At 50.2% G+C, this 25,901-nt stretch carries 23 protein-coding genes; all 23 read right to left on the bottom strand.

Annotation, left to right across the window (positions count from 1 at the left end; all coding sequences use genetic code 11):
* Positions 1-31: 31 nt before the first annotated feature.
* The gene (locus K7G97_RS05665; RefSeq protein ID WP_223041569.1) at positions 32-556 is read right to left on the bottom strand and encodes an AAA family ATPase; all 525 of its coding nucleotides are present in this window, start codon (positions 554-556) and stop codon (positions 32-34) included.
* Positions 557-657: 101 nt separating this feature from the next.
* Positions 658-1,341, bottom strand: a complete 684-nt coding sequence (locus K7G97_RS05660; RefSeq protein WP_223041568.1) for an LrgB family protein — start codon at positions 1,339-1,341, stop codon at positions 658-660.
* Complete coding sequence (locus K7G97_RS05655) at positions 1,334-1,723, bottom strand: CidA/LrgA family protein (protein ID WP_050677344.1); 390 nt, start codon at positions 1,721-1,723, stop codon at positions 1,334-1,336. Before K7G97_RS05655 ends, K7G97_RS05660 begins: the two co-directional genes overlap by 8 nt.
* A gap of 438 nt (positions 1,724-2,161) precedes the next feature.
* Positions 2,162-3,994, bottom strand: coding sequence for a DNA mismatch repair endonuclease MutL (gene mutL, locus K7G97_RS05650; RefSeq protein ID WP_223041567.1), 1,833 nt, complete (start codon positions 3,992-3,994; stop codon positions 2,162-2,164).
* Between the two features lie 10 nt (positions 3,995-4,004).
* The gene (gene mutS / locus K7G97_RS05645; RefSeq protein WP_223041566.1) at positions 4,005-6,536 is read right to left on the bottom strand and encodes a DNA mismatch repair protein MutS; all 2,532 of its coding nucleotides are present in this window, start codon (positions 6,534-6,536) and stop codon (positions 4,005-4,007) included.
* Between the two features lie 62 nt (positions 6,537-6,598).
* The gene (locus K7G97_RS05640) at positions 6,599-7,036 is read right to left on the bottom strand and encodes a YlbF/YmcA family competence regulator (RefSeq protein ID WP_223041565.1); all 438 of its coding nucleotides are present in this window, start codon (positions 7,034-7,036) and stop codon (positions 6,599-6,601) included.
* A gap of 111 nt (positions 7,037-7,147) precedes the next feature.
* Positions 7,148-7,975 carry a DNA-3-methyladenine glycosylase family protein gene (locus tag K7G97_RS05635; RefSeq protein ID WP_223041564.1) on the bottom strand — a complete coding sequence of 276 codons (828 nt, stop codon included), beginning with the start codon at positions 7,973-7,975 and terminating at the stop codon, positions 7,148-7,150.
* Positions 7,972-9,240: a DUF445 domain-containing protein gene (locus tag K7G97_RS05630; RefSeq protein ID WP_262415804.1), complete on the bottom strand. Its 1,269-nt coding sequence runs from the start codon at positions 9,238-9,240 to the stop codon at positions 7,972-7,974. The genes K7G97_RS05635 and K7G97_RS05630 overlap by 4 nt, the downstream gene beginning before the upstream one ends.
* A 105-nt stretch (positions 9,241-9,345) precedes the next feature.
* Positions 9,346-9,633 carry a hypothetical protein gene (locus K7G97_RS05625; protein WP_029341204.1) on the bottom strand — a complete coding sequence of 96 codons (288 nt, stop codon included), beginning with the start codon at positions 9,631-9,633 and terminating at the stop codon, positions 9,346-9,348.
* A 124-nt stretch (positions 9,634-9,757) separates the two neighbouring features.
* The gene (locus tag K7G97_RS05620) at positions 9,758-11,212 is read right to left on the bottom strand and encodes a phytoene desaturase family protein (RefSeq protein ID WP_223041563.1); all 1,455 of its coding nucleotides are present in this window, start codon (positions 11,210-11,212) and stop codon (positions 9,758-9,760) included.
* Entirely contained in the window at positions 11,209-12,825 is a 1,617-nt protein-coding gene (locus K7G97_RS05615) for an alpha/beta hydrolase (RefSeq protein ID WP_223041987.1), read from the bottom strand. The genes K7G97_RS05620 and K7G97_RS05615 overlap by 4 nt, the downstream gene beginning before the upstream one ends.
* 146 nt (positions 12,826-12,971) lie before the next feature.
* Positions 12,972-14,147 carry a glycine C-acetyltransferase gene (locus K7G97_RS05610; RefSeq protein ID WP_023467709.1) on the bottom strand — a complete coding sequence of 392 codons (1,176 nt, stop codon included), beginning with the start codon at positions 14,145-14,147 and terminating at the stop codon, positions 12,972-12,974.
* Positions 14,147-15,235 (bottom strand): L-threonine 3-dehydrogenase, encoded by a 1,089-nt coding sequence (gene tdh, locus K7G97_RS05605; RefSeq protein WP_195865457.1) that lies wholly within the window; start codon positions 15,233-15,235, stop codon positions 14,147-14,149. The genes K7G97_RS05610 and tdh overlap by 1 nt, the downstream gene beginning before the upstream one ends.
* Before the next feature lie 99 nt (positions 15,236-15,334).
* The gene (locus K7G97_RS05600; protein WP_023467707.1) at positions 15,335-16,201 is read right to left on the bottom strand and encodes a 2-oxoacid:ferredoxin oxidoreductase subunit beta; all 867 of its coding nucleotides are present in this window, start codon (positions 16,199-16,201) and stop codon (positions 15,335-15,337) included.
* A complete protein-coding gene (locus tag K7G97_RS05595) occupies positions 16,188-17,936 on the bottom strand; it encodes a 2-oxoacid:acceptor oxidoreductase subunit alpha (RefSeq protein ID WP_035398188.1) in 1,749 nt (582 codons plus the stop codon). The genes K7G97_RS05600 and K7G97_RS05595 overlap by 14 nt, the downstream gene beginning before the upstream one ends.
* Before the next feature lie 189 nt (positions 17,937-18,125).
* Positions 18,126-18,386, bottom strand: coding sequence for a stage V sporulation protein S (locus K7G97_RS05590; protein ID WP_023467705.1), 261 nt, complete (start codon positions 18,384-18,386; stop codon positions 18,126-18,128).
* 29 nt (positions 18,387-18,415) lie between these two features.
* Entirely contained in the window at positions 18,416-19,210 is a 795-nt protein-coding gene (locus tag K7G97_RS05585; protein ID WP_023467704.1) for a TIGR00282 family metallophosphoesterase, read from the bottom strand.
* A 49-nt stretch (positions 19,211-19,259) separates the two neighbouring features.
* Positions 19,260-20,822: a ribonuclease Y gene (gene rny / locus K7G97_RS05580; RefSeq protein ID WP_023467703.1), complete on the bottom strand. Its 1,563-nt coding sequence runs from the start codon at positions 20,820-20,822 to the stop codon at positions 19,260-19,262.
* A gap of 193 nt (positions 20,823-21,015) precedes the next feature.
* A complete protein-coding gene (gene recA / locus K7G97_RS05575; protein ID WP_195865458.1) occupies positions 21,016-22,059 on the bottom strand; it encodes a recombinase RecA in 1,044 nt (347 codons plus the stop codon).
* 111 nt (positions 22,060-22,170) lie between these two features.
* Positions 22,171-23,403: a competence/damage-inducible protein A gene (locus tag K7G97_RS05570; protein WP_223041562.1), complete on the bottom strand. Its 1,233-nt coding sequence runs from the start codon at positions 23,401-23,403 to the stop codon at positions 22,171-22,173.
* A 71-nt stretch (positions 23,404-23,474) separates the two neighbouring features.
* Positions 23,475-24,053 (bottom strand): CDP-diacylglycerol--glycerol-3-phosphate 3-phosphatidyltransferase, encoded by a 579-nt coding sequence (gene pgsA / locus K7G97_RS05565; protein WP_023467700.1) that lies wholly within the window; start codon positions 24,051-24,053, stop codon positions 23,475-23,477.
* A 63-nt stretch (positions 24,054-24,116) separates the two neighbouring features.
* A complete protein-coding gene (locus K7G97_RS05560; protein ID WP_244290109.1) occupies positions 24,117-25,034 on the bottom strand; it encodes a helix-turn-helix domain-containing protein in 918 nt (305 codons plus the stop codon).
* A 9-nt stretch (positions 25,035-25,043) separates the two neighbouring features.
* The gene (locus K7G97_RS05555; RefSeq protein WP_023467698.1) at positions 25,044-25,826 is read right to left on the bottom strand and encodes a DUF3388 domain-containing protein; all 783 of its coding nucleotides are present in this window, start codon (positions 25,824-25,826) and stop codon (positions 25,044-25,046) included.
* Positions 25,827-25,901 lie beyond the last annotated feature (75 nt).

The following is a 25,901-nucleotide window of genomic DNA, read 5'->3' as shown; positions in this document are numbered from 1 at the left end:
ATGATTCCCGGAAACATCCCTCTTGAATCCTTTACGATCGGGCAGGCGAGAGTCCAATCCCGGTCACGAGAGCAATCGCATCAATGACTTGCCTTTTCGTCAGATCATCCGTCTCGATCTGTTGACTGAACAGCGGATCGGATAATTGCCGTAGTCGTTGTTCCGCTTGTTGACCTCCCCACGAGTTTGGACGCTCAAAGCGGCTGATCAGGCGGCGTTTGACAGTCGTCTCCTTCGCCATCAGGGCGATATGACGGACGTCATGACCGTTCGCTCGTAACATCCCGATGATTTCCTGAAAGTACGCTGGATTCGTCAAGGTCATCGGCACGATGATTCGCGCATCTTCCGTATCGAGCTGTTCGAGGAGCTGTCGATTAAACGTGCGCCACAACGGCTCATCCTGAAAATCGTCCTTGTTTTCCGGCAGTTGTGCCCGTAAGAAATAGCCTGTCTCTTCCGGGTCAAAAATGTATGATCTGCTCCAACGCTTTTGTAATCCTTTTGCTGCTGTCGTCTTTCCGACGCCAAACGTACCGTTAATCCAAATGATCATCTTCTTCTCCTCCACCCTGTTTTCTGTTGTACTATACTGCAAAAGTAGTCGACAAGTTTCAATCGGTTACAAAAAAACACTCCGTTGAAAAAACAGAGTGTTTAGCCATATAACCATGTGATTAAAAACGGTGCGATGACGCTGGCACAGACGGCCGTCAAGACCATCGTCAACAGACCGACCGCCCCTTCGCGTTGGTCAAGACTCATCGATTTTGTCGCACCCATGACGTGGGCAATCGATGCTAAGCCTACTCCACGGCTGACGAAATGCCGAATCTTCAAGCCCGTCATTAATTTTGGTCCGACGATGGATCCTGTCAATCCGGTCAATAAAACGAAGGCTGCCGTCAGCGTCGTCGTCCCGCCCGCTTTTTGTGAGATCGCTAAGGCAACGGGTAACGTGACCGATTTCGGTAACAAGGCAAGGTTCGTCGTCCGCTCGAGATGAAGCAACAGACCGAGTAACAGATCTGAACTCATTGCAATACAGGTTCCAAGCAACACACCAAGTCCGATTTCCGGTAAGAAACGGCGGACGTGATGCCGGACGCGGTAAAGTGGAATCGCAAACGCCGTGATCGCTGGACCGAGCATCTTCGACAAGTATTGTCCCCCTTGCATGTATTCTGCATGTGAGACGCCGCTATAGACGAGAATTACGATCAGGACAGCGGTCACCGTCAGGATCGGTAACGTCCAGACACGGGGATGACGTTGGTAAAGAAACATTGCACCACTGAATAATAGAACGGTCAGGATGATCCAGAACAGTGTCTCACTCATGTGGGGTCACCGCCTCTTTCCGGTGTGCCAAGCGATCGACGATATACGCTGATCCGACTAACGTCAGCAGGCTGCTGACGACGACGATCAACACGACTTGAAGACCAGATGTTCGAAGGAATGCCGTATAATCCATGATTCCGGACAGTGCTGGAACGAAGAATAACGGCATGACGAACAGTAGAAAGGTTCCGCCCCGTTCAACAGCGACGAGAGGAAGCAGTCGACTTTTTAACGTCACGTACAGCAGAATCAAGCCGATGATATTACCGGGTAACGGTAACTGGAAAGTTTCGCTCACCCAGTCCCCACTGAGTGAAAAACAAAAAATAAGTGCAATTTGAGCAATAATTTGAATGATACGCATAACGCGTGAAAGCATGATAAAGGTCCCCTTGTTAACAGTTTCGGGTCTTATTATCCGCCTCTTTCCTTCAACAATCAATGAAATCTAGTTAATCAACTGAAGTAACCGTTCTCATGAATATCCTCACCTTTTTTTGTATTAGCACAAACAAAAACCAGTCAGTCGTGTATCAGTACAATAAATGATTCGAGACGAACAAAAAGGGGCTGACTCCAAAAAAGAATGACGCGTCTGTTCACGCCCTTTCCTCAGGCGAGACACAAGCCAGTTTTCCTGCTTCATTCAAGCAGGAAAGCGGGTCTTGTTTGTCTCTGACAGCGCATAAATGCGCTTTTTCCTGTAGGAGTTGCGTGTGACACGTCATTCTTTGCAGAAACTGACTTTTAAGTTTTGAGTCAGCTCCCTTTTTAATCTGAAAGATGACTCCTTAGTGGAATCGTCTCCTCTTCTTCATCACATGACCCGTTTGAATAACTTCTCAAGTTCATACGTCGTCCATTCGATGATGACCGGACGTCCGTGTGGACACGTGAACGGCATTTCCGTTTTCGCTAGATCGTCAATCAACCGGCGCATCATCTCATCGTTCAACGGATGATTTGCCTTGATGGATTTTTTACATGCCATCATGATGGCGGCATCTTCCCGATACGTCTCGAGATCGATTTTTCGCTTCATCAAGGCTTCATCGAGTAATTCCTGAATCGTCTCTTCCTGTCGATGGGACGGGAACCACGTCGGAACTTCTCGGACGATGAAGCTTTGTGGACCAAATGCTTCGAACTCGATACCGACGTCTTTTAACAACGGAAGGACTTCCTCCATCCGTTTCATGTCATCCGACGAGATTTCAAACGTATACGGTAAGAGCAATTGCTGTCGTTGTTCCGGTGGTCGACCGAACATGACCTTATACGTCTCGTATTTGATTCGTTCCTGTGCTGCATGTTGATCAATCATATACATCCCGTCTTCCCCGGCACAGACGATATAAGACGAATGGAGTTGACCGATGACGTCGAGATGCGGAAAGCGCGGACGCGCGACTGGTTCCTCAATCGGTTCAGTAAACTCCTGCTTGACCGGCTCGATGGGCTCGAATAGATCATCCTCGTTGCTAAAAGGTAATGATTTCTCGACAGGTGGTCGATCGTCTTCTTGCGGCTTTTTCGGAATCGGATAATTCCAGACCGCTCGCGATGACGTTTCTTCGACCGGTTCAGCGACATAAGAAAAATCGAGTTTTTCCTGGCTACTCGGATCTTTTTTTGGTTTCGGTGGCGTCACTTTCGGAATCAGCGTCTCTCGGCTGAGCGTCATCTTGATCGTCTCCTGGATCAACTGGCACAGCTCCATCTCTTTTGAAAGACGGACTTCCCGTTTCGCCGGATGGACGTTGACGTCGATCAGGAGTGGATCCATCGTCACCTCGATGACCGCAATCGGATACCGCCCGATCGGTAAGAGCGTATGGTAACCGTTCAAGACCGCTTGCGTCAGAGCGAAGTTTTTGACCGAACGTCCATTGAGAATCAACGTGATGTAATTCTTCGAGGCACGGGTCACTTCCGGTTTGACGAGATGACACGTCAATTGATAATCGGCATTCGCGCCCTTGGCGACCAACGTTCCTTGGATCGTTTGATGACCGTAGACACTTGCCAGTGCTTGCCGGACGTCTCCTGATCCGTTCGTCTGGATCAATGTCTTCCCTTCATGGGTAGCCCGAAGCTTGACGTCTGGATGAGCGAACGCCATTCGGTTCAGCACGTCTGTGATCGCCGCAAGTTCTGTATGCGTCGTCTTCAAATACTTCAGCCGTGCCGGTGTATTGAAGAAGAGATGCTCGACCGTCAATTCCGTTCCCCGGTTCATTGCTGCTGGTGTCCGTTCAACGACCGTCCCGTACTCAAGCGTCACTTGAATTCCTTCCGCGTCCTCACGTTTCGTCTTCAATGTCACTTTACTGACGGACGCGATCGAGGCAAGTGCCTCTCCGCGAAAACCAAGTGTCTTGATTCGGAACAAGTCATGCTCATCCTTAATCTTACTCGTCGCGTGACGGACGAAAGCCAGTTCAGCGTCATCCGGGTAAAACCCGTGTCCGTTGTCGCGGATCGTCATCCGTTTCATCCCGGCTTCTTCGAGTTCGACATCGATTTGGGTCGCACCGGCATCAAGTGCGTTCTCGACCAGTTCCTTGACGACCGATGCTGGTCGTTCGACGACTTCTCCCGCCGCGATCCGGTTCGCTAAACTATCGGATAATTCACGAATGATTCCCACTGCATTCTCCTCACTTTCTTGCTTCGGCTTGTAGACGGTACAGCGTATTCAATGCCTCGAGTGGCGTCATGTTGATCAAATCAAGACTCGCCATCGTCTCGCGTAGCGGATCCGCTTCTGAGAACAGACTGAGTTGATCAACCGGCTCCTCCTGAACAGGAGCTTTGACAGGTGCTGCGACCGGAACAGGCTCAGCCTGCTCGAACTCAGACAAGAGGACTTGCGCCCGCTCAATCAAGCTGTCCGGTAAATCAGCTAACCGCGCGACATGGATTCCGTACGATTGATCGGCTTTTCCGTCGCGTACTTCATGCAAGAAGACGACACGCCCATCTTGTTCAACGGCACGGACATGAACATTCGCTAATCGATCAATCGATTCTTCGAGCACCGTCAATTCATGATAATGGGTCGAAAATAGCGTCTTCGCTCCGACATGCCGGGCAATGTGTTCAACGATCGCTTGTGCGAGTGCCATCCCGTCGTACGTCGAGGTCCCGCGACCGATTTCATCTAGCAGGATCAACGACCGGTCCGTTGCACGCGTCAACGCTTCTTGTGTCTCGACCATCTCGACCATGAATGTCGACTGTCCACTGACGAGGTCGTCTGCCGCCCCGATCCGGGTGAAGATTTGATCGAAAATCGGCAGTTCCGCTTGAGCAGCTGGTACGAACGAGCCGATTTGGTGCAATAGAGCAATCAAAGCGAATTGTCGCATATAGGTCGATTTACCGGACATGTTCGGTCCAGTGATCAAGAGCATCTCGCGTCCTTCGTTTAAGGTGATCCCGTTCGCGACATATTCACCGCGCGGTAAGACTGTCTCGATGACCGGATGACGTCCTTGCTGAATATCAACCGTTCGTCCTGTCGTCGTGATTGGTCGGACGTAGTCATGCGTCTCAGCAATCTCAGCCAGTGCGACGAGGACGTCGAGTTCCGCGATCCGGCGACTGACCCGTTGTAAGCTTTCGATGTGTCCTTTGACTTCATCGCGCACCCCGCAGAAGAGATCGTACTCGAGTGTGACACTCTTCTCTTCCGCACCAAGGATCAACGCTTCTTTTTCCTTCAGTTCCGGTGTGATATAACGTTCGGCATTGGCAAGTGTCTGCTTCCGTTCATACCGTCCTTCCGGCAACAGCTTGGCATTCGCACGTGAGACCTCGATGTAATAACCGAAGACGCGGTTGTAGCCGATCTTCAACGTCTTGATACCGGTTGCTGCCCGTTCACTGGCTTCAAGTGTCGCAAGCCATGTCTTGCCGTCTTTTGAAGCGACGAGTAACTCGTCGAGGTCTGCTGAATAACCAGCCTTAATCATTCCGCCCTCTTTCGTTGAGATCGGTGGGGCTTCAACGAACGCACGATCGAGTAGATCGCTCAACTCATCGTGCGGATCAAGTCCAAGACTGAGTTGACCGAGACGTTCACTCATCATCTCTTCAAGCGCTGATTGAATGCGGGGAATCAATCGCAACGTCGACTTCAATTGAACGAGGTCGCGCGCAGACGCTGTTCCATACCCGACTTTCGCGACGAGTCGCTCGAGATCATAGACTTCGCGTAACGTATCTTTTAGTTGTTGACGCTCGAAATAGTGTTGCAACAATTCCTCGACGGCGTCGAGCCGTTCCGTGATGACACGTTCCGATAACAACGGTTTTTCTAACCAGCGTTTCAGCATCCGTCCGCCCATCGCTGTACCTGTCACGTCAAGCAGACCAAGCAACGAACCTTTTTTATCTCCTGTCCGTGCCGAGCGAACGAGCTCGAGGTTCTTGACAGTATTCGGCTCGAGTTGCATGAAGTCGCTCGCTTCATAGACGACAGCCGGTTGTAGATGTGTCAACGCTCGTTTTTGTGTATCGTGCATGTAGGCATAGAGGACCGCAAAGGCTTCCGCTTGGGCTGTATCAATCGCACGGTCGCCGTGCGGATGCGTCTCGCGCCGTGAACTACGCGTCAGTGGAATCCGTAAGTGTGCGAGTGCTGTCTCATGTTCTTCTGTCGTGACGATGATTTCCCGTGGCAGGATGATGCTCAGTTCCTTGACCACACCGTCGAGTGTCGCAACGCTAGTCAAGGCACTCTCACCGGTCGAGACATCTCCGCGAGCAATCCCAAAGCGACCGTCCTGTTCGACGACCGCGACTAAGTACCGATTCTCTTTTTCCGTCAAGGCAGACATCAACGTTCCCGGCGTGATGACTTGGATGACTTCGCGTTTGACGAGTCCTTTCGTCAACTTCGGATCCTCGACTTGATCGCAAAGTGCCACTTTATAACCACGCTCGATCAACTGTTCGATGTAGCCGTTCGCTGCGTGATGGGGCACGCCGCACATCGGAATCGGATGTTCCGCGTTCTTGCCGTTTTTCGCCGTCAGCGTCAACTCCAGCTCATGGGCGACCTTTTTGGCATCCTCAAAGAATAATTCGTAAAAATCTCCGAGCCGATAAAACAAGAAGGCATCCGGATAGTCCGCCTTGATCGAGAAGTATTGTTTCATCATCGGAGTGTTGTGTACTGCTTCCATTCTTCCACCTCATTCGTAGAAAAAGCCGACGGATGTCCGTCGGCTTTTCGTTCATTTCGTGATTAGTAGCCGCAACCGCCGCTTTTGTTTTCTGCTTCCATGCCGCTACCTGTCTTACCAGCGAGAACATCTCCGTCCGTCGCTTCGATGATTTGATCCGTAATCCCGTTCGAGATCGTCACCGTGATGTATTGGAGAAGTCCGTTGACTTCTTCTTGTGTTTCTTGGAACTGTTGGACGACAGGCATCTCATCGAGCTCAGTGAACAATTTATCGAGCTTCGCTTCGACACGTGCGAGTGCTTCTGTTTTGCCGTAATGTTGGCAGTTGACTGCCTCTTTTTGAAGGAACTTGATTTGTTTCATCATCTTTTGGACTTTTTCATTTCCATTAATGTTGGCTTCTGCCGCTTTAAATCGTTCTACTTCCGGTGTTTCTGAAATCATTTTGGCGATTTCATTGGCTTTTTCGATGATTTGTTCATCTGTATACATCCACATTCGTCCCCTCTATCGTTAGCGAACACGTCGCTTCCCTTAGCATTCTGAACGATTCCTCGTTCTGTCGCATTCATTATACCGTTCTCGCGATAGAGTGACAAGAATAGTTCCTTATTCAATCGAACGCCATAATAGATAGGCGGCGTGACTGCGGACAGGGGCAAATTCCTCTGCCAGTCGCGTCGCTTCTTCCACCGTCGGTCGGTAACCGAGCAACCGTTCGAAAGCCCGTAATATCCCAATGTCTGATGCCGGAAACAAATCTGGACGACCGTATCCGAACATCAGGACATTTTGGACCGTCCATGGTCCGACGCCTTTCAGTGCAATCAACGTCTCAGCGATTTCTGCATCGTCGGCTGACATCAATGCATCATAATCAATCGTTGCTGTCGCTACGCCAAGCAGATAATCGACTTTACGTCCTGAAAGTTGCAGAGCAAGCAAGTCCTCGCGACGCGCTGCCGCTAATTGACGCGGTGTCGGCGGAAGAATGATTCCGTCCTTGACCGTTCCGAATGTTCGAAAGACACGTTCCGTCAACGTATGCGCAAACGACAGATTGATTTGTTGATGAATGATCGAGCGAATCAAGGCCGTGAACGGTGAATGATCAAGCACGAGTCGTTCGTCACCGAATCGTTCGACGATCGCATGTAACGACGTCGCCTTGAGACGCTGCGCAGGATTCGGCTCATTGAGTCGAAAGCGCCGATTGAGTTGCGTCAACACTGCTGTTTGCGGTCCTGAACCGTCAATCCGTAACGTGTAACCGTCGATGGCTTCCATCGTCGTGATGTACGCCTGATCGTTGACGAAGACTGGAACGACGAGTCGCCCATCCTGTTCGATTTGTAACGGGTCTTCCGTCAAACGAGACACGATCCCTTTAAAATCCAATGCTTCCGACAACGTCACATCATATGTCCACCGGCTCATCCGACGAACACCTTGATCGCACCGAGAATCAAACCGATGATGAATCCACACAATGCTCCGTTGACCCGAATCCATTGTAAGTCACTGCCGACCTTATCCTCAATCATATGAATCAGTGTCTCCGTATCGAACCGGTTTAAGTTCTCGCGGACGAGTCCACCGATTTTTTGGTGATTTTGTTCGACGAAACGAACGAGTTGCTCCTTCATCCATTGATCACTGCTATCCTTGAACGTCGGATGCTGTTCCCAGTCGTCCAAAGCGCGCGAAAGCATCGGCATCGCCCGTTCCGTCCAAAAGGCATCTGACGTCAAGTAGCGTTCGAGTTCGATCAGACCAGCATCATACGCGCGTTCAATGACCGGAACGAAGTCAAACCGGTCGACTTCGCTTGCCTTCCAAGCATCGATTTTCGCTAGACGCTCTTCATCAATCGACAACTGTGCCAGATTTCGACGCAGATGATCAAGAATCGCTAAACGATTCGGGTGATGGACTTGTCGCATATCTTGAATGACCGTCAGCAAGACACCTTGAATGACCAGACTGAGTTTCTCTTCTGAATAGACTTTTTGGACGGTTCGCGCCGTCACCCGCAAGAACGTATTCTTTTCTTGATCGATCATCGCCGTATAGGCAAGGCGCCCAATCTGATCGCGAATGACGGGGTCTTCGAGCAGACGTTGCCCATAATCGAGTAACTGGTCCATCAGCCACTCGTCGAGGCGACGTTCCTCGTTCAATTGCATCGCTCGGACAGCCAGACGTTTAGACGGATACGCTTTGATCGTCTCTGTCACCCGTGTATTGGCAAACTCAAGAATCGCTTCTTTTGGTAGTTTCCGTATTAAACCAATCAACAGCTCGGTGACGGTCGCTCGAAATGCAGGCAGAACGAGAATCGAACGTAAGATTTTGATGACACGATCTGCGAGCGTCATGTGTTGGAGTTTCGCGACGATACTCTCTTTATTAAGCAAGTCCGTCTCAAGCATATGAACGATTGATTCGATGACCCGTTCCCGATTTTTCGGCAACAGGTTCGTATGGGGAATCTTTAAGCCAAGCGGATGGCGGAACAACGCCGTGATTGCGAACCAGTCGGCAATCCCACCGACGAGTCCGGCTTCAAAACCACTCTGAAGCCAAAAGACCCACGCATTTTCTTTAAATGGTAATGAGACGACGAATCCGACCGCCATGAAAATCAACGAGACGGTCGCAAGCCGCCGTGTCGATGTTTTAGGTTGTTCAAGTGATGACACATCGTTTCCTCCTTCAACTGAGTCACTTATCTACCTTACGAAAGGGACAAGGATTAGGTTTCGACACGAAAGAGCCCCAGTCATCGACTGGGACTCCCTATGTACTTAAAACGTGTATTCACCAAAACGGTCGCCATCCCATGTCGCGGTTGCCGTTGAGACAAAATAGACCAGTCCATTGCCGAATGTATTTTCCATTAATGACACGAGTTGTTGACCATTCGTCTGCTCGACGAACGCTAATCGGACTTCCTCTTTCCCTTGATAAATCCGTTCGTAAACGCTTAAACCGCGTGCATTGAGAAACGTACGCGCCGACTCGAATTGAATCGGACCGACTTCAGGTCGTCGTTCCTGAATGAACGACTGACATTTTTGCTCGAATGTCTCCATGGTTCTTCACTCCTTCTCTCTTTCTGTTCATGGATATCATGTTCCCGACTCTTCCTCATCATAATCCTCAAATGTGAAAAAAGCGACAGATGCGTCGCTTCTTTCATCATTTTACGATGATTTCTCATAATCTGACATCAAACTGTCGGGCGGCATGAATCGCAGACGTCGTCGCCCCGATCGTCCCGGCACCCGGAAAGATCGTGTCGCCGATCGCAAAGAAGTGATCGATGCCTGTTCGAAACGGTGCTGCGAACAAGAGACTCGTACTCGGACGTTGCGGATATCCCCCGACTCCACCGTCCGGACGGAACGTATAGCGAACCCACGCACCGGGTCCACCCGGATGGCGTTCGATTGCCTGTTGACTGAAACCCGGAAACTGTTGTTCAAGAATGGCTTCGAAGATTGCCGACATCGTCTCGACTTGTTCGTCGTAGCGTTTCCGGTCCGTCTTATCAAACGTACCAATTGGAACATGACATGACATCGTCAGCGTCCGCTGACCGGCTGGTGCACGTAACCGGTCATCCGGACGAGAGAGAGAGATGAAGGCATGACCTGAAGGTAGGGACGGGTCATGGACTTGCCGGAATGCTTCGTCAGACAAAATGATCGACTCCGGTATCGCCGCATAATACGTAAAGGTCGCCCATTGCTGTAGCTTTTCCTGTCGCTGGTACGTCCGTCGTAGCGTTCGTCGCATATCCGCGCTGACGACTTCCCGGATGCCTTCAAGCGGAACCGCACAGATGACAGCATCAGCAAGCGTCAAGCGCCCGCGTCGGTCTTCGATCAAAAATCCATCCGGTGTCTTACGAATCGACGTGACTTTTCGCCCAAGGAGACAGGTCGCCCCGCTCGCCTCGGCTGTCTCTTTCAATTGCTCAGCCAGCCGGTATAATCCACCTGGAACATAATAGGCACCTTCATGATATATCGATAAGGCGACTGCCCCTAGCAAAGCTGATGCTTCCTGCCCTGTCTGCATGCTGTCGAGTAGGATCCCGTCGATCACTTGTGCGAACAACGTATCCGCTAGTCGATGTTTGCGTAACAGATGACCAATCGTCAGCGGAAAATATGGTAAGAGGACGACACTTTTCGTGTGACGAACTAACCTCCGGACGTCGGCTAAATCTTGAAGTGGCAATGCCGGCAGTTCTGCCATCAGTGGACGAATTGCCTCGTGTATCTGCTCGATTTCAGCAAAGAATGCCCGAATCGACGATGCCTGCTCCGGAAAATGTGAGGTCAATTCGGTTAGAAACGCATCACGATGTTGATAATAATGAATCAATCGTCCTTCGATGCGAATCGTCATGACGACGTCGAGTGGCTCGACTTGGTGCGTCACTCCGAGATGATCGAGCACACGGGCATGAATGCCACCTGGTTCAAATCCCATCCCAAGGGTCGCTCCAACGGGATACGTCAAGTCCCGGCGCGTGAACTTCCCGGCTGATCCTCCCCATTCACGGCTTCCTTCAAGTACCGTGACAGCATGTCCTTCTTGTGCGATCAATGCCGCAGCCGTTAGACCGGCAATTCCTCCGCCGACGATGACGACCTGTTTCATGATGGTTCCTCCTCCGTGACTCGATTTTCTTTAAACAGGAAATTGCGGATTTCGCGGAAGACCGGCTCCCGGCGATGAATCGTGAAGTGATCATACTTATAGGACTTCGTCTGGATGTTATCCGTGTAGTTCTCGAGTGCAAACGAACTATTTAACGAAATCAGATTGAAGTCGCCTCCTTTGGCACCAAACGAATAGACGAGCACGTCACGTGGCCACGTCTCGAGCCGCTGGGTCAGATTGTTCATCGCTGGAGAACCCTTCGCGAGATCGCGTATCGCAGGACTATTTGTATTCGTGCCGAGCGGTGCGAGCGTCAAGCCGAGTTTCGCGTAATCGGAGCCGGCAATCGGTGAGTCGAGCGTCACGACTTTCCGGACGTGGTACGGCATCTCCTCTTGGACTGTGTAGGCGACGACATCGACACCACCCATGCTGTGCCCAACAAGCTGAATATCGGCAAATGTCGCTTTTTGTTTCGCATCGTAAGCGGCAATCGCCGCATTCAACCACTTTTGCTGATCGGCAAGACTTGCCTCATCATCGGCGAAGACGATTCGGACAAGCGGGTAGCCGGTCGGCGAGGGTTTGACGCTACAGGTTGCTTTTCCGGAACGAGTCACGTCACATCGACCACCATCATCGGCGACTTTTTTATTCGTGAAGTTTTGAATCATCGGCACGAACGTCCTTTCCGTCCCGAATAGCCCGTGGACGAGGAACGTCGGTACGATTTCACTCTTTCCTTGTGTGACGATCTGACGCGTTGGTGGCGGGGCACTTGACGTATCTTCCGCGAACACCCACCACGCGCCTCCCCCAACGATCAAACAGACGAGGAGCGAGATACTGATCGTCTTCAACTGTTGCCGGCGCAAACGGCGGACCCGGTGAAAGACCCAGTAGAGGAATAATCCGACACCGATTAATAACACGATACCGGTAATGATCCAACCTGTCGGATTCGGTACATACGCAATCAACTGTAGCTGGTTGGCTTTCGTTCCGTATAATTTCCATGACACATCATGGTAATTCGACCAGTCGATCTTTTCTCCATTTTGGAGACCAATCACTTTCGGACCGTGGAGCTTGATCTCAATATCGGCTTGGCGGATATACCGATCGGCGAGTTTCTTGACCTGTCCTGTCGGTTGATAGCCTTTGATATTCAAACGATCGATACTGAGATCGATGTTCGTATCCAGTCGATACGTATCAAACCAAAAACCGTCCGATTTTTTCATGTCGAACTTCGTATCAGGTGGAATGAGAATCCCTCCGATACCTGTCTTCCATTCGTCCTTGATCGACGTCATGTCCTTGAAGTTCGCGAATGTCTTCTGCATCCGGATCCCTTCATAGTCATCCTTCGTCTTGAACGTTTTCGCCGCATAGCCGTTCTTTTCTGCCTGTTTGACATAACTATTCCAATTCGGATTTAGGTTCAGTAAACGCGCTACTGGGTGTTCCTTTGCGGCATATGTCGTTTTTAAGGTGACACTCTGATCGGTATGGATCGTCGCATCATATTGGATGCGAATACAACCCCCAAGGAGCAGCGTCAGCATCAAAAATGAGAGCAAAATCCCTTTCTTTTTCTTACTCATCAGGTCACATCCTTTCCTCATCTGTTATTCCCTATCTCGCAAAAGTAAAAACGGTCGACGTTGATTCTTTCGCCCGTGACGCACTTCAGGCAGCGGATCGCTGATCCGCTGCCTGAAAGTATGCGGACGCATTTCGTCCGTGATCGATATCAACCGATCAAGTTTAATTCACGACCGACTTTTTCGAAAGCTGCAAGTGCCGTCGTTAAATCTTCACGCGTATGTTCCGCCGTCACGATCGTCCGGACACGTGCTTTTCCTTTTGCGACCGTCGGGAAGGCGATGCCTTGAGCGAAGACACCTTCTTGACGTAAGCGGTCCGACAACTCATGGCAACGTGCTTCATCCCCGACGATGACCGGTGTGATCGGCGTCGTCGATGTTCCGATGTCGAATCCAAGATCACGGAGTCCTTGTTTAAAGAATTCCGTGTTTTCCCACAGACGATCGAAGAGTTCCGTCTCTTCCTCCATGACACGGAGCGCTTCCCGGTTCGCTTCGACGACTGCTGGTGGATGTGATGTCGAGAACAAGAACGGACGTCCTTTATGGATCAGATAATCTTTGACGTGTTGTTCACACGCGACGTATCCACCGAGGACACCGATGGCTTTTGAGAGCGTACCAACTTGAAGAGCAACACGTCCGTCAAGACCGAAGTGATTGACCGTACCGCGTCCCGCTTTCCCAAGCACACCTGACGCATGGGCATCATCGACCATGACGAGTGCGTCATAACGCTCGGCTAATTCAACGATTTCTGGAAGTGGTGCGATGTTTCCGTCCATCGAGAAGACACCGTCCGTGACGATAAGGCGCGTCCGCGCGTCTTGTGTTTCTTGTAAGGCTGCTTCAAGATCCGCCAAGTCGACGTGTTTATAGATCCGGCGTTTCGCTTTCGTCAGACGAATCCCATCGATGATCGAAGCGTGGTTCAACTCATCCGAGATGACGACGTCTTCCGGACCGAGCAGTGCCGATAAGACACCTAAATTCGTTGCGAATCCAGACTGGAAGACAAGTGCTGCTTCCGTATGTTTGAATGTCGCAAGTTCCCGTTCGAATGCTTGGTGCATCTCGAGTGTTCCGGCAATCGTCCGAACGGATCCTGTTCCAGCACCGAACGTGCGCGCTGCTTCCGCTGCTTGTTCAGCGAGACGCGGATGTGCAGCGAGTCCAAGGTAGTTGTTCGACGACAGTTGAATGAGTTCCTTACCATCGATCGTCACGCGGTTATGTTGCGCGCTCTCAAGTGCTACGAGGTTGCGGAACGTGCCCGCCTGTTTCATCTCTTCTAGTTCTGTCCGTAAGTGTTCAAATCCCATTAATTCGTCCCCCTTGGTTGTAATACGACTTTCCCGCATTTCCCTTGACGCATCAATTCAAATCCTTCTTCGAACCGCTCGAGCGGCAACGTGTGTGTGATTAACGGTCGGACATCGACTTTTCCGCTCGATAAGAAAGCAGAAACCTGGCTCCATGTCTCATACATCTTCCGACCGGTGATCCCTTGGACCCGGACACCTTTGAAGACGACGTGGTTCGTCAAATCGATTTCAACCGGTTTGACCGGCAGACTGAGGATGTTGACGTCTCCACCTGCTGTCACCATCTCGAAGGCTTGACGAATCGCAACCGGATGACCACTCATCTCACAGACGACATCAATTCCATCTCCGTCCGTCATGCGCTCGATCCGCTCCAAGACATCGTCATGACGTGAATCGATGACGACATCCGCCCCCATCGTCCGCGCGAGTTCAAGACGATATGGATTGACGTCGATCGCAACGACTTCCGCCGCACCAGCTGCTTTAGCGACGGAGACCGCCATCAGACCAATCGGACCACAACCGACGATTGCGACCGTTTTTGCACTGACATCGCTCGCGAGTACCGTATGGACGGCATTGCCCATCGGCTCTTGGATCGAAGCGATCCCTGCTGGCATATCTTCCGGGTTGACCCAAAGGTTTTCTTCCGGCATGACGACGTATTCCGCAAAACACCCTTGTGTATCGACACCGATGATCTTCGTGTTCTTACAGATATGATATTGTCCACGAAGACATTGTTTACATTGATGACAAACGATATGCGTCTCCGCCGAGACACGATCACCGAGCTTCAAGCGTTTCGTGCCTTCTCCGAGTTCGACGACTTCGCCTGAGAACTCGTGACCGAAGACATAAGGTGGATTGACACGCGAGGCTGCCCAAGCGTCCCACTCATAGATATGCACGTCTGTCCCACAGATCGATGTTGCCTCGACTCGAATCAAGACTTCCCCACGACTCGGTACGGGTACCGGTACTTCTTTCAGTGTTGCACCAAACCCGCGCTCTTCTTTGACGAGTGCGCGCATCGTTTTCGTCGTTGTCGTCTCTTCTACCGTCGTTACTAATTTCGTCATCTTTCCCCGACTCCTTCGCGGAAGCTCACGTTTTTTTATATGTGGTGAACTTCCAAATGTTTAGCATCCCCAAAAAACCAAACACATCTTTCCTCTATCTTACATGAATTCTGCTGCCAGTTTACCGAATGTTTCTTCGTTCAGCTCAAGATCCGCATACGCAAGACCCGATTCTTGATACCCATCGATTTGCGACTGGTAATCAGGACGTGTTTCATCCTGATAGATCAATCCCATGACGAGTCCGTCGTGCGCATGAACAGTTTGTTTCGCAAGATCCAAGTTCGACGGATCATACCCTTCGATATCGGACAGCTTCGTCAAGTTCTGTTTGAACCAATCGTACGTATTGACCTTGTTGAACGTAACACACGGACTGAAGACGTTGATGAAGGCAAACCCTTTATGTGCCGTCGCTTGCTCGATCAATTGTGTCAAGCCTTTCAAATCGTTCGAGAAGCTTTGGGCAACGAACGTCGCTCCTGCCGTCAAGGCGAGTTCAACCGGTGAAACACTCTTTTCGATCGACCCTTTTGGCGTCGATTTCGTCTTGAATCCAGGTGCAGAAGTAGGTGACGTCTGTCCTTTCGTCAAGCCGTAAATCTGATTGTCCATGACGATATACGTCATGTCGACATTGCGCTTGAATGCATGAATCGTATGTCCCATGCCGATTGCAAATCCATCCCCGTCGCCACCAGACGCGATGACCGTCAATTCGCGGTTCGCCATCTTAACACCTTGGGCAATCGGAAGAGACCGTCCATGAACGCCGTGGAAGCCATACGTATTGATATAACCGGAAATCCGACCAGAACAGCCGATTCCGGAAATCAATGCCAACTCTTCTGGTTCGAGCCCGACGTTCGCGACAGCACGCTGAATTGCTGCTTGAATCGAGAAGTCTCCACACCCTGGACACCAGTTTGGTTTGACATCATTTCTAAAATCTTTAAAGGTTGCCATGATATACCCCTCCTACGACCTGCTCGACGACCTCTGCTGGATAGAACGGGTCGCCATTGAATTTCAGGATATGCTCGATCTTCGATGCATGTCCACAGTTCATCTGGATCAACTTCGCCAGTTGTCCCGTTGCGTTGTATTCAACGACGATGACTCGTTTTGCCCGCTCTAAGTGCGGCGTGACGAGCTCACTTGGGAACGGATGGACTTGACGGATATGCAAGTGATCAACCTTAATTCCTTGTGCTTCGAGTCGTGGCATGATCTCTTCGATCGTTCCACGTGTCGAGTTGAAACCGACGAATAAGATATCCGGTTCTGCATGATGCTCCGTTACGAGAACGGCATCCTGTAAGCGGAACGTGTTCAGCTTCCGAAGTCGCTTCGTCATCTGATCGACTCGGTTCTTCGTCGCTTCCGACGGACGCCCTTCCTCATTGTGTTCAACACCCGTTACATGATGAATCCCGTGCTTGACGCCTGGAATGACACGTGGGCTGATCCCATCTTCCGTCACTTCGTAGCGTTTGAAGTACGCTTTTCCTTCAAGTTCCGGTAAGTCTTCCTGGATCAACTTCCCGCGACGGATCTCAACGCGTGACATATCCGGTGGCTCAACCGATTGTTTTCCGAGCGACAGCATCAAATCCGTCAAGAGAATGACAGGACATTGGTATTCCTCTGCGATATTGAATGCCTCTGCTGCATCGTAGAACGCTTCTTCGACCGTTGACGGTGCAAGTACGACTTTCGGAATCTCACCATGCGTGCTGTAGATCATCGCCATCAAGTCAGACTGTTCCTGTTTCGTCGGTAGACCGGTTGACGGACCACCCCGTTGTGTATCGACGATCACGAGCGGTGTTTCCGTCATCCCGGATAACCCGATCGCTTCCGCCATCAATGACAATCCTGGCCCAGCAGATGCTGTCAAAGCACGGACACCTGCATAGTTCGCCCCGATTGCCATCGTGACTGCTGCCAGCTCGTCTTCCGTCTGGACGACCGTTCCGCCGAACTGCGGCAGTTTCTTGATTAAGTATTCCATGATCTCAGATGATGGTGTGATCGGGTAAGCTGCCATCAGACGCGCCCCACCGGCAATCGCACCAAGCGCGATCGCATCGTTTCCGATCATGAACATCCGTTGTTTTCCGTCCGCCGGTTCCAAGACGAACCGTTCGCCCTCTCCTGCGAGTGCTTCGAACGCTGCTGCACCTTCACGAATCGCTGCTAAGTTTTTCTCGACCATGTCTGGACCTTTTCGACCGAAAATCTGTTCGACGACGGCTTGGAAACGCTCCGGTGCAATGCCGAGAATCGCGCTCGATGCGCCGATCGCGACCATGTTCTTCATCAAAGCCGTACCGAGATCAGCTGCGATCTCCGTAAATGGAATCGCATACAAGGAAGCGCGTGCTTCGTCTGGATTCGTCGGATTGAATTTCGCATCCGCGATGATGATGGCACCTTGACGCAATTCATGGAAGTTAACATCGATCGTCTCTTGATCGAATGCGACTAAAATATCGAGATCATCGGAAATCGTCCGGACTTCCTGTGTCGCGACACGAATCTTATTGTTCGTATGTCCTCCCTTGATACGTGACGAAAAGTGACGGTAACCATACAGGTAATAGCCGAGTCGATTCAAGGCAATCGCAAAGATTTCGCCTGTTGATTCGATCCCTTCTCCCTGCTGACCGCCAACTTTCCATGATAACTGATTATACATCGACGTTCGCTCCTTCTCTGTCCCCTGAAATGATAGTTCTCTCTATCCTCCCTCATGATACCGATTTACCGGAAGTAGTACAATGCTCCCTCGGTGGAAAGGTGAGAAAATTTCACGGACGCAGCAAAAAGACCATCTACTCCAGTCGAGTAAATGGTCTACTTGCAAATAGGACCTATGTCCAATTCGTCATCGTGGTTCGATGATGAGTTTGATGGCGGTTCTCTCTTCCCCATCAATCAAAATGTCTGTGAAGGCTGGAATACAAATCAAGTCGATGCCAGAAGGCGCCACGAATCCGCGTGCGATGGCGACGGCTTTGACAGACTGATTGAGCGCTCCCGCACCAATGGCCTGAATCTCGACGGAACCTCTCTCTCGAATGACACCCGCGAGTGCACCTGCTACCGCGTTTGGATTCGACTTAGCTGATACTTTCAGGACGTCCATGCGTGTACCTCCCCATCCAGAAATGGCAATCAGTCGAAGAATACTGACTGATCCGTCAGATGAATCCGTTCAATCTTCGTTGCTTTTTTGGTTGTGTCATCGATATGAATCAAGACTCCATTAAGTTGTTCCCGTCCTTCGGCAACTTCAAACCGTGTTGGGAGCTGTGTCTTGAATTTTCGCAGGACATCTTCCTGGCGCATTCCGAGCACGCCGTTCAGCGGACCTGTCATCCCGACATCCGTGATGTAAGCCGTTCCTCCGTCAAGGACACGCTCATCTGCTGTCTGGACGTGCGTATGTGTGCCGACGACAGCTTGTACTCGACCGTCGAGGTGATAGCCCATCGCAATTTTCTCACTCGTTGCTTCCGCATGGACATCAACGAAGATGGCATCGACTTTCCCTTCGACTTCCGCAATCAGTGCATCGACGGTACGGAACGGGTCACCGAGTGGTGGTAAGAAGACCGTTCCTTGGACGTTGATGACGGCAATCTTTTTATTACCTGCTTTGACGATCATCATCCCACGACCTGGCGTACCTTCCGGATAGTTCGCCGGACGGACGATTCGATCCGCGTCGTCGATCCAGTCAAAGATGTCGCGGTTATCAAACGTGTGGTTCCCCATCGTGATCCCATGGAATCCGAGTTCAAGGAATTGATGATAGATCGACTTCGTGATGCCGCGTCCGTGTGCTGCGTTTTCGCCGTTGACGAGCATGACGTTCGGGTTGTACTTCGCTTTCAAGCGTGCTGTGAATTGTTGTAGGATATGTCGACCGGGTGCACCGACGACGTCTCCGATGAATAAAATCTTCATTGCTGTTCCTCCGTTCATTAAAAAAAGTGGCGGTCGCCCGCCACTCCACTTATTTCGCGTATTCGACTGCTCGTGTTTCCCGAATGACCGTGACCTTGATGTGTCCCGGATAATCGAGTTCTTCTTCGATTTTTTTCCGGATGTCACTCGCCATCTTGTGAGCCAGTACATCATCGACGACATCAGGTCGAACGATGATACGGACTTCACGACCCGCTTGGATCGCAAATGATTTTTCGACACCGTCGAACGATTCCGAGATTTCCTCGAGGCGTTCGAGACGGCGGATATAACTTTCGAGTGTCTCTTGACGTGCACCTGGACGAGCAGCAGATAATGCATCCGCAGCTGCAACCAAGACGGAAATGACAGATGTCGCTTCCGTATCCCCGTGGTGGGACGCGATCGCATTGATGACGGTTGGATGCTCTTTGTACTTCGTACCCAGCTCGACTCCGATCTCAACGTGACTGCCTTCGACTTCGTGGTCGATCGCTTTCCCGATATCATGCAGAAGACCCGCACGCTTCGCAAGCGTGACATCTTCTCCAAGTTCAGCTGCCATCATACCTGCAAGGTGGGCAACCTCAAGTGAGTGATACAGGACGTTCTGTCCGTAACTCGTACGGTACTTCAAGCGACCGAGAATTTTGACAAGGTCCGGATGAATGCCGTGGATTCCGACATCATACGTCGCTTCTTCCCCGATTTCTCGAATCCGCTCGTCGACTTCACGACGGGATTTGTCGACCATCTCTTCAATACGGGCCGGGTGAATCCGACCATCCTGAACCAATTTCTCGAGCGCCATTTTAGCGACTTCGCGACGAATTGGGTCAAAACCAGACAAAATGACGGCTTCCGGCGTATCATCGATGATCAAGTCGATCCCAGTCAAGGTCTCGAGCGTACGGATGTTGCGGCCTTCCCGTCCGATGATCCGACCTTTCATCTCATCGTTCGGTAAGTTGACGACCGATACAGTCGTCTCTGCGATATGTTCAGCGGCGAACCGTTGAATCGCAAGTGACAAGATGTTACGTGCTTTCTTGTCGGCTTCTTCTTTTGCTTTTTGTTCGATTTCTTTTTGAAGAATGGCTGCGTCATGTAAAGCAGCCTGTTTCGTCTCATCCATGATGATCGTTCTTGCCTCGTCTTGCGATAAATTCGCGACGCGGACAAGCTCTTGACGTCCCTGTTCATACAGGTCCTCTACTTTGCGCTCTAGTTCTTCAGCTTGATGCTTCCGTTTCGCGATCTCTGCATCACGTGTATTGATTTGATCTTCCTTACGGTCGATAGCGTCAACACGGCGATCGAGTGTCTCTTCTTTCTGGAGCAACCGGGCTTCTTGTTTCGCTAGCTCTTGGCGACGTTCACGCAATTCTTTTTCCACTTCGTTACGAAGTTTGAATGCTTCATCTTTCGCTTCGAGTACTGCTTCTTTTTTCGTTGCCTCAGCCGATTCACGCGCACGTTCGACGATTTTGTTCGCTTCCGTTTCTGCGCCTTGAATTTTCGCTTCTGCAATCGATTTCCGCAAGAAGTAGCCTACGATGAATGCGATCAGCAAAGTGAGGAGAAGTATGACAATCCAAGTCAGTGTACTCATGGGTTCACCTCCCCTTTGCAAGGTGTTTCTTAGTTCATTTCGGTATTTCATCGAAGCTGTCTAAAAAACGTACATCTATATTGTAAGGATAGCACTCGTTCATTGTCAACGAACGGACGGGAAAGAATTCCACTGTTTTCCTCTTTTACACTAAAAAAGAGAGGATTCGCATGCGAATCCTCTCTAAAACGGTTTATTCAGCAAATAGATCTTCTGGTTGTTCTGCTTCGAAATCAACCGGCTCTTCGCGATCGACGAGACCGTGGTGTTCACGAATCAAACGTTCGACCTCTGCTGCAACTTCCGGATGCTCGACCATGTATTGCTTCGCGTTCTCACGTCCTTGACCGAGACGCTCTGAGTTGTACGAGTACCATGCACCACTCTTTTGAACGATATCGAGGTCTGTTCCGATGTCGATCAACTCACCGACCTTCGAAATCCCTTGACCGTACATGATATCAACTTCCGCTTGTTTGAACGGAGGTGCGATCTTGTTTTTGACGACTTTAATCTTCGTTTTGTTACCGACGACGTCCGTACCGTTTTTCAACGCTTCTGCACGACGCACTTCTAAACGTACAGACGAGTAGAATTTGAGTGCGCGACCACCTGGAGTTGTTTCCGGGTTACCGAACATGACACCGATTTTTTCACGGATTTGGTTGATGAAAATGACGATCGTCTTCGATTTATTCGTTGCACCAGACAACTTACGAAGCGCTTGGCTCATCAAACGTGCTTGAAGACCAACGTGTGAGTCACCCATCTCACCCTCGATCTCTGCTTTTGGTACGAGTGCCGCAACAGAGTCGACGACAAGAATATCGACCGCACCAGAACGAACGAGTGCTTCCGCGATTTCAAGTGCCTGTTCCCCAGTATCCGGTTGTGACAAGAGGAGTTCATCGATGTTGACACCAAGTTTGTTTGCATATGCTGGATCAAGCGCGTGCTCCGCATCGATGAATGCTGCTTGTCCGCCTTGTTTTTGAACTTCTGCGATTGCATGAAGCGCAACCGTTGTTTTACCTGACGATTCAGGTCCGTATACTTCGATGACCCGTCCACGTGGGTATCCACCTGCACCTAGGGCAATATCTAATGTAATCGATCCAGAAGAGATTACTGATACCTTCTGATCCGCATTTTCTCCGAGTTTCATGATAGAACCTTTACCGAACTGTTTCTCTATCTGGCGTAACGCCATCTCAAGTGCTGCTTTACGATCACTCACGTAGCAGGCCTCCTTTTAATTATCTTACTGAGATTATTGTACTTCTTTTGAGACCGAATGACAAGCATTTTACGAACATTTATTCGCATACTTACACTTTGATCATTTTTCTCACTCTGGTGCTTTTTCGAGATGTTTCAGTAGAAGGAAATAGGTATCCTTGACGGCGCGCAGTCGAATCATACCTCTGTCGAACGATGGATATTGCCATTCGACGATTCGTGTTCCATGTGCGTCCGCAACAGCACAATAGACCGTTCCGACCACTTTTCCACTGTTGCTCGTCGGACCTGCTTCCCCCGTCAAGGCGACAGCGATATCGGATTGATACAGTTCTCGTGCCCCTTCAGCCATCGCAATCGCGACCTCTTTACTGACAGCAGTATGCTCTCGTAATAAATCCTCTGGTACCGATAACACGGCTTGCTTCGCTGCATCATCATAGACGACTGCGCTCCCGCGCAACACTTGACTCGCACCGCTGACATCAACGAGACCACTCGCGACAGCTCCTCCCGTCAGTGATTCGGCGAGCGAAAGTGTCAATCCTGCTTCTTGATACCGTTTTAGGACGACTTCCGGCAGACTCGTCTCCCCATATCCATAAAAGTACATGCCGACTTCAGCAAGGACGTGTTGTTCGAGTTCATCGAGCATACGATCAGCTTCCTGTTGATCGAGTGCTTTAGCCGTCAGGCGCAACCGGACTTCAGCAAGCTCCGCATACGGTGCAACCGATGGATTTGTCGCTTCTTTAATCAACGTTTCTAGACGGTCGTTTAAAGCCGATTCCCCGATTCCAAAAAATCGTAACGTCCGAGAACGAATCGTTTCTTGACCGAATAGATGGCTAAAGTGATCTTTGAGGATTTGCTTCATCTCGCGCGGCACACCGGGTAAGACGATATATTGGTGATGCTCCGTCTGGACCGACATACCCGGTGCAAGCCCGGCATCGTTACGTAAAACCGTCGCACCATCGATGACGAGAGCTTGTTTTCGTTCGTTGATCGTCATCTCCCGTTGACGTGTCTTTAAAAACCCTTCGATTCGCTCGTACGCCGCTTGATCAAGGACGAGATCACGTCCGAGGAGATCAGCGAGCACCTCTTTCGTCAAATCGTCTTCCGTTGGTCCAAGACCTCCTGTGATGACAAGGAGATCCGCCCGCTGTTGTGCCTGACGGAATGTTTCTTGCATCCGTTCGCGATTGTCACCAACGACTGTATGATAATGAACGTCAATTCCGGCACTTGCTAACCATTCGGAAAGGTACTGTGCATTCGTGTTCGCGATTTCCCCAAGGAGAAGTTCGCTTCCGACTGCGATGATTTCTGCTTTCATGTTGATTCCTCACCTTCTTGAAGTATAAGAAAAGACTGTTCGGTATGACGAACAGTCTAAATTGATCCATCTTACATGGATTTCGTAATTAACTTAATGTTTTTCGAGAAATATTCGACGCCCGAATAGATCGTCAAGATCAAAGCAAGCCACATCGTAATATCTGCGAACGGAATGTTCCACATCGCAAAGATGATATCGTGCAACAAATATGCCGTGATCGATGTCAGCTGAACCCATGTCTTGGCTTTGCCAGAGTTTCCGGCAGCAAGGACGATCCCTTCGTCAGATGCGACGAGACGAAGACCCGTGACTGCGAACTCTCGACAGAGAATGATGACGACGATCCATGCTGCGACGAATCCAAGTTCCACCAAGTAGACAAGAGCAGCAGCGACTAACATCTTGTCGGCAAGTGGATCCATGAATTTTCCAAAGTTCGTTACTAATTTTTGTTTGCGAGCGATATAACCATCGAGCCAGTCCGTCAGTGAAGCAACAAGGAAGATGATAGCTGCAACGAAGTGTGAGACGGGAAGCTCAGCTCCCAACACATCCCACTGTCCCCAGTTCGGATCAATCGCAAGTACGATGACGAACACGGGAATTAATAAAACGCGTAATACTGTCAATTGATTCGGTAAGTTCATGTAACGCCCTCCTCCTTCATTTCATATGTAAATGACATGCCATCTAAAAGAAGGCACGCCGTTTTACGGCGTGGCTACTTTCTTTAGATAGATGTTTTGGACGAGAAGCGAACGGTTCAGTTTCAGTTCTTGGTCATTGACGACGATTTTATCAATCCCTTTAATCGAACCGATCCGGATGCGGATCAAGTCCGTCTTCGCGTCCTTCACGACGATCGGATTCGGATCCGATGCGTTGATGTGGTCTGGCGCGAGTGCTTCTCCTTCAAGTGATGTATCACGTACACCAACGAATGGCGACGGAGAGGCATCTTTCTTGATTTGAATCGAGACACTCATCGTATCTTTCGTTGCGACTTCATACGTGACATCTTGACCAGATGTCGACTTCGCAGCAAGTGCCTCTTTTTTAGGTTCTTCTTTTGTTTCTTCCTGCTTCGCCGGTTCTTCCTTCGGCTCTTCTTCCGTCTTCGCAGGCGCATCCGTCTCTTTACTTGGCGCGTCCCCTTGATCGATCGTGACATCATTTTGCTTCGGTGCGGACGTCTTCGCCTCTTCGTTACCGTCGAGGAACGTCTGCAGACCATAATACAAGGCAGCACCGATTGCAAAGATTAGCACGATGATGATGATGTTCGGAATCCAACGCTTCGCAACGCTCTTCTTCGGAGCACTTGATTTCGAATACGTCGCGCGTCGTGACAGTTCGACGACCGGTTGTGCTTCCGGTTCCGGAAGATCACGTTTATAGGTCGTAAAGACTTCATCGACGTCAAGACCGAGTGCTTCCGCATATGTCTTGATGAAGGCCCGGGCGTAAAAAGCACCCGGCAATTGATCATAATTTCCTTCTTCGATCGCGACGATGTAACGCTTTTGAATCTTCGTCGTCGTTTGAATTTGTTCGAGAGAGACACCAAGTGCCTCCCGTTGTTCTTTTAAGTAGGTTCCGAGCTCGGTCATCGGTAACACACCTTCCATTTTTCATACTTATTCAAAGTTGAACCAATCATTTCCACCATGGGAACGAGGCAGTTCAGTCACAATGATTTCTTCAGTCGTGTTGCGTAATTCAATGATGTAATCAAAATCATCCCACGTATACTCACTGGATTTGACGAACGCATCCGGATGTTCGACAATCTTCGTCGCCGGTAGACGCATGACTTCACGCAGGATTTGCCAGTGTCGCTCATCGAAATTACGTTGTGACACTAACGCATCGATGATGTAGACGTAATCACCCGTCCGCTCATCATCGAACAACGATGTTCGAACCGTCTGTTTAATCAACGTCGACGATAGGAACAGCCATTTCTTATTCGCACTGACACTCGCTGCGACGATCGATTCCGTCTTACCGACGCGTGGCATGCCGCGGACACCAATCAACAAGTGCCCATCCTGTTTACATAGCTCTGCCATGAAATCGACGAGAATCCCTAAGTCTTCCCGAACGAAGCGGAACGTCTTTCGTTCATCACTGCTTTGATCGATATAGCGCCCGTGACGAATCGCGATTCGGTCGCGTAGTTTTGGTTTTCGTAGTTTGATGACCTCTATGGTTGACATCGTCTTGAGAATAGCGGCGAGTCGTGGAATTTGATCCGGTTGTTTCGTTTGGAGCAACATACCGCGTCGTTGATGATCGACACCATTGATCGTTACGATCGAAATATGTAACATTCCCATCAACGAAGCAATGTCCCCGAGTATACCGGGACGGTTGACCTTTAATTCATATTCGAGATACCATTGCTCGAACTCACTCACGCGCCCATCCTCCTCTATCAATACGATTATCCATTCCTCATGTTAAATGATTTTTTGAAAAATGAAAAGCATTCC

The sequence above is a fragment of the Exiguobacterium acetylicum genome, assembly GCF_019890935.1.
GTDB lineage: Bacteria > Bacillota > Bacilli > Exiguobacteriales > Exiguobacteriaceae > Exiguobacterium_A > Exiguobacterium_A abrahamii.
Note: the sequence above shows the minus strand (reverse complement) of the source record. Positions and strands in the feature narration are given on the sequence as shown.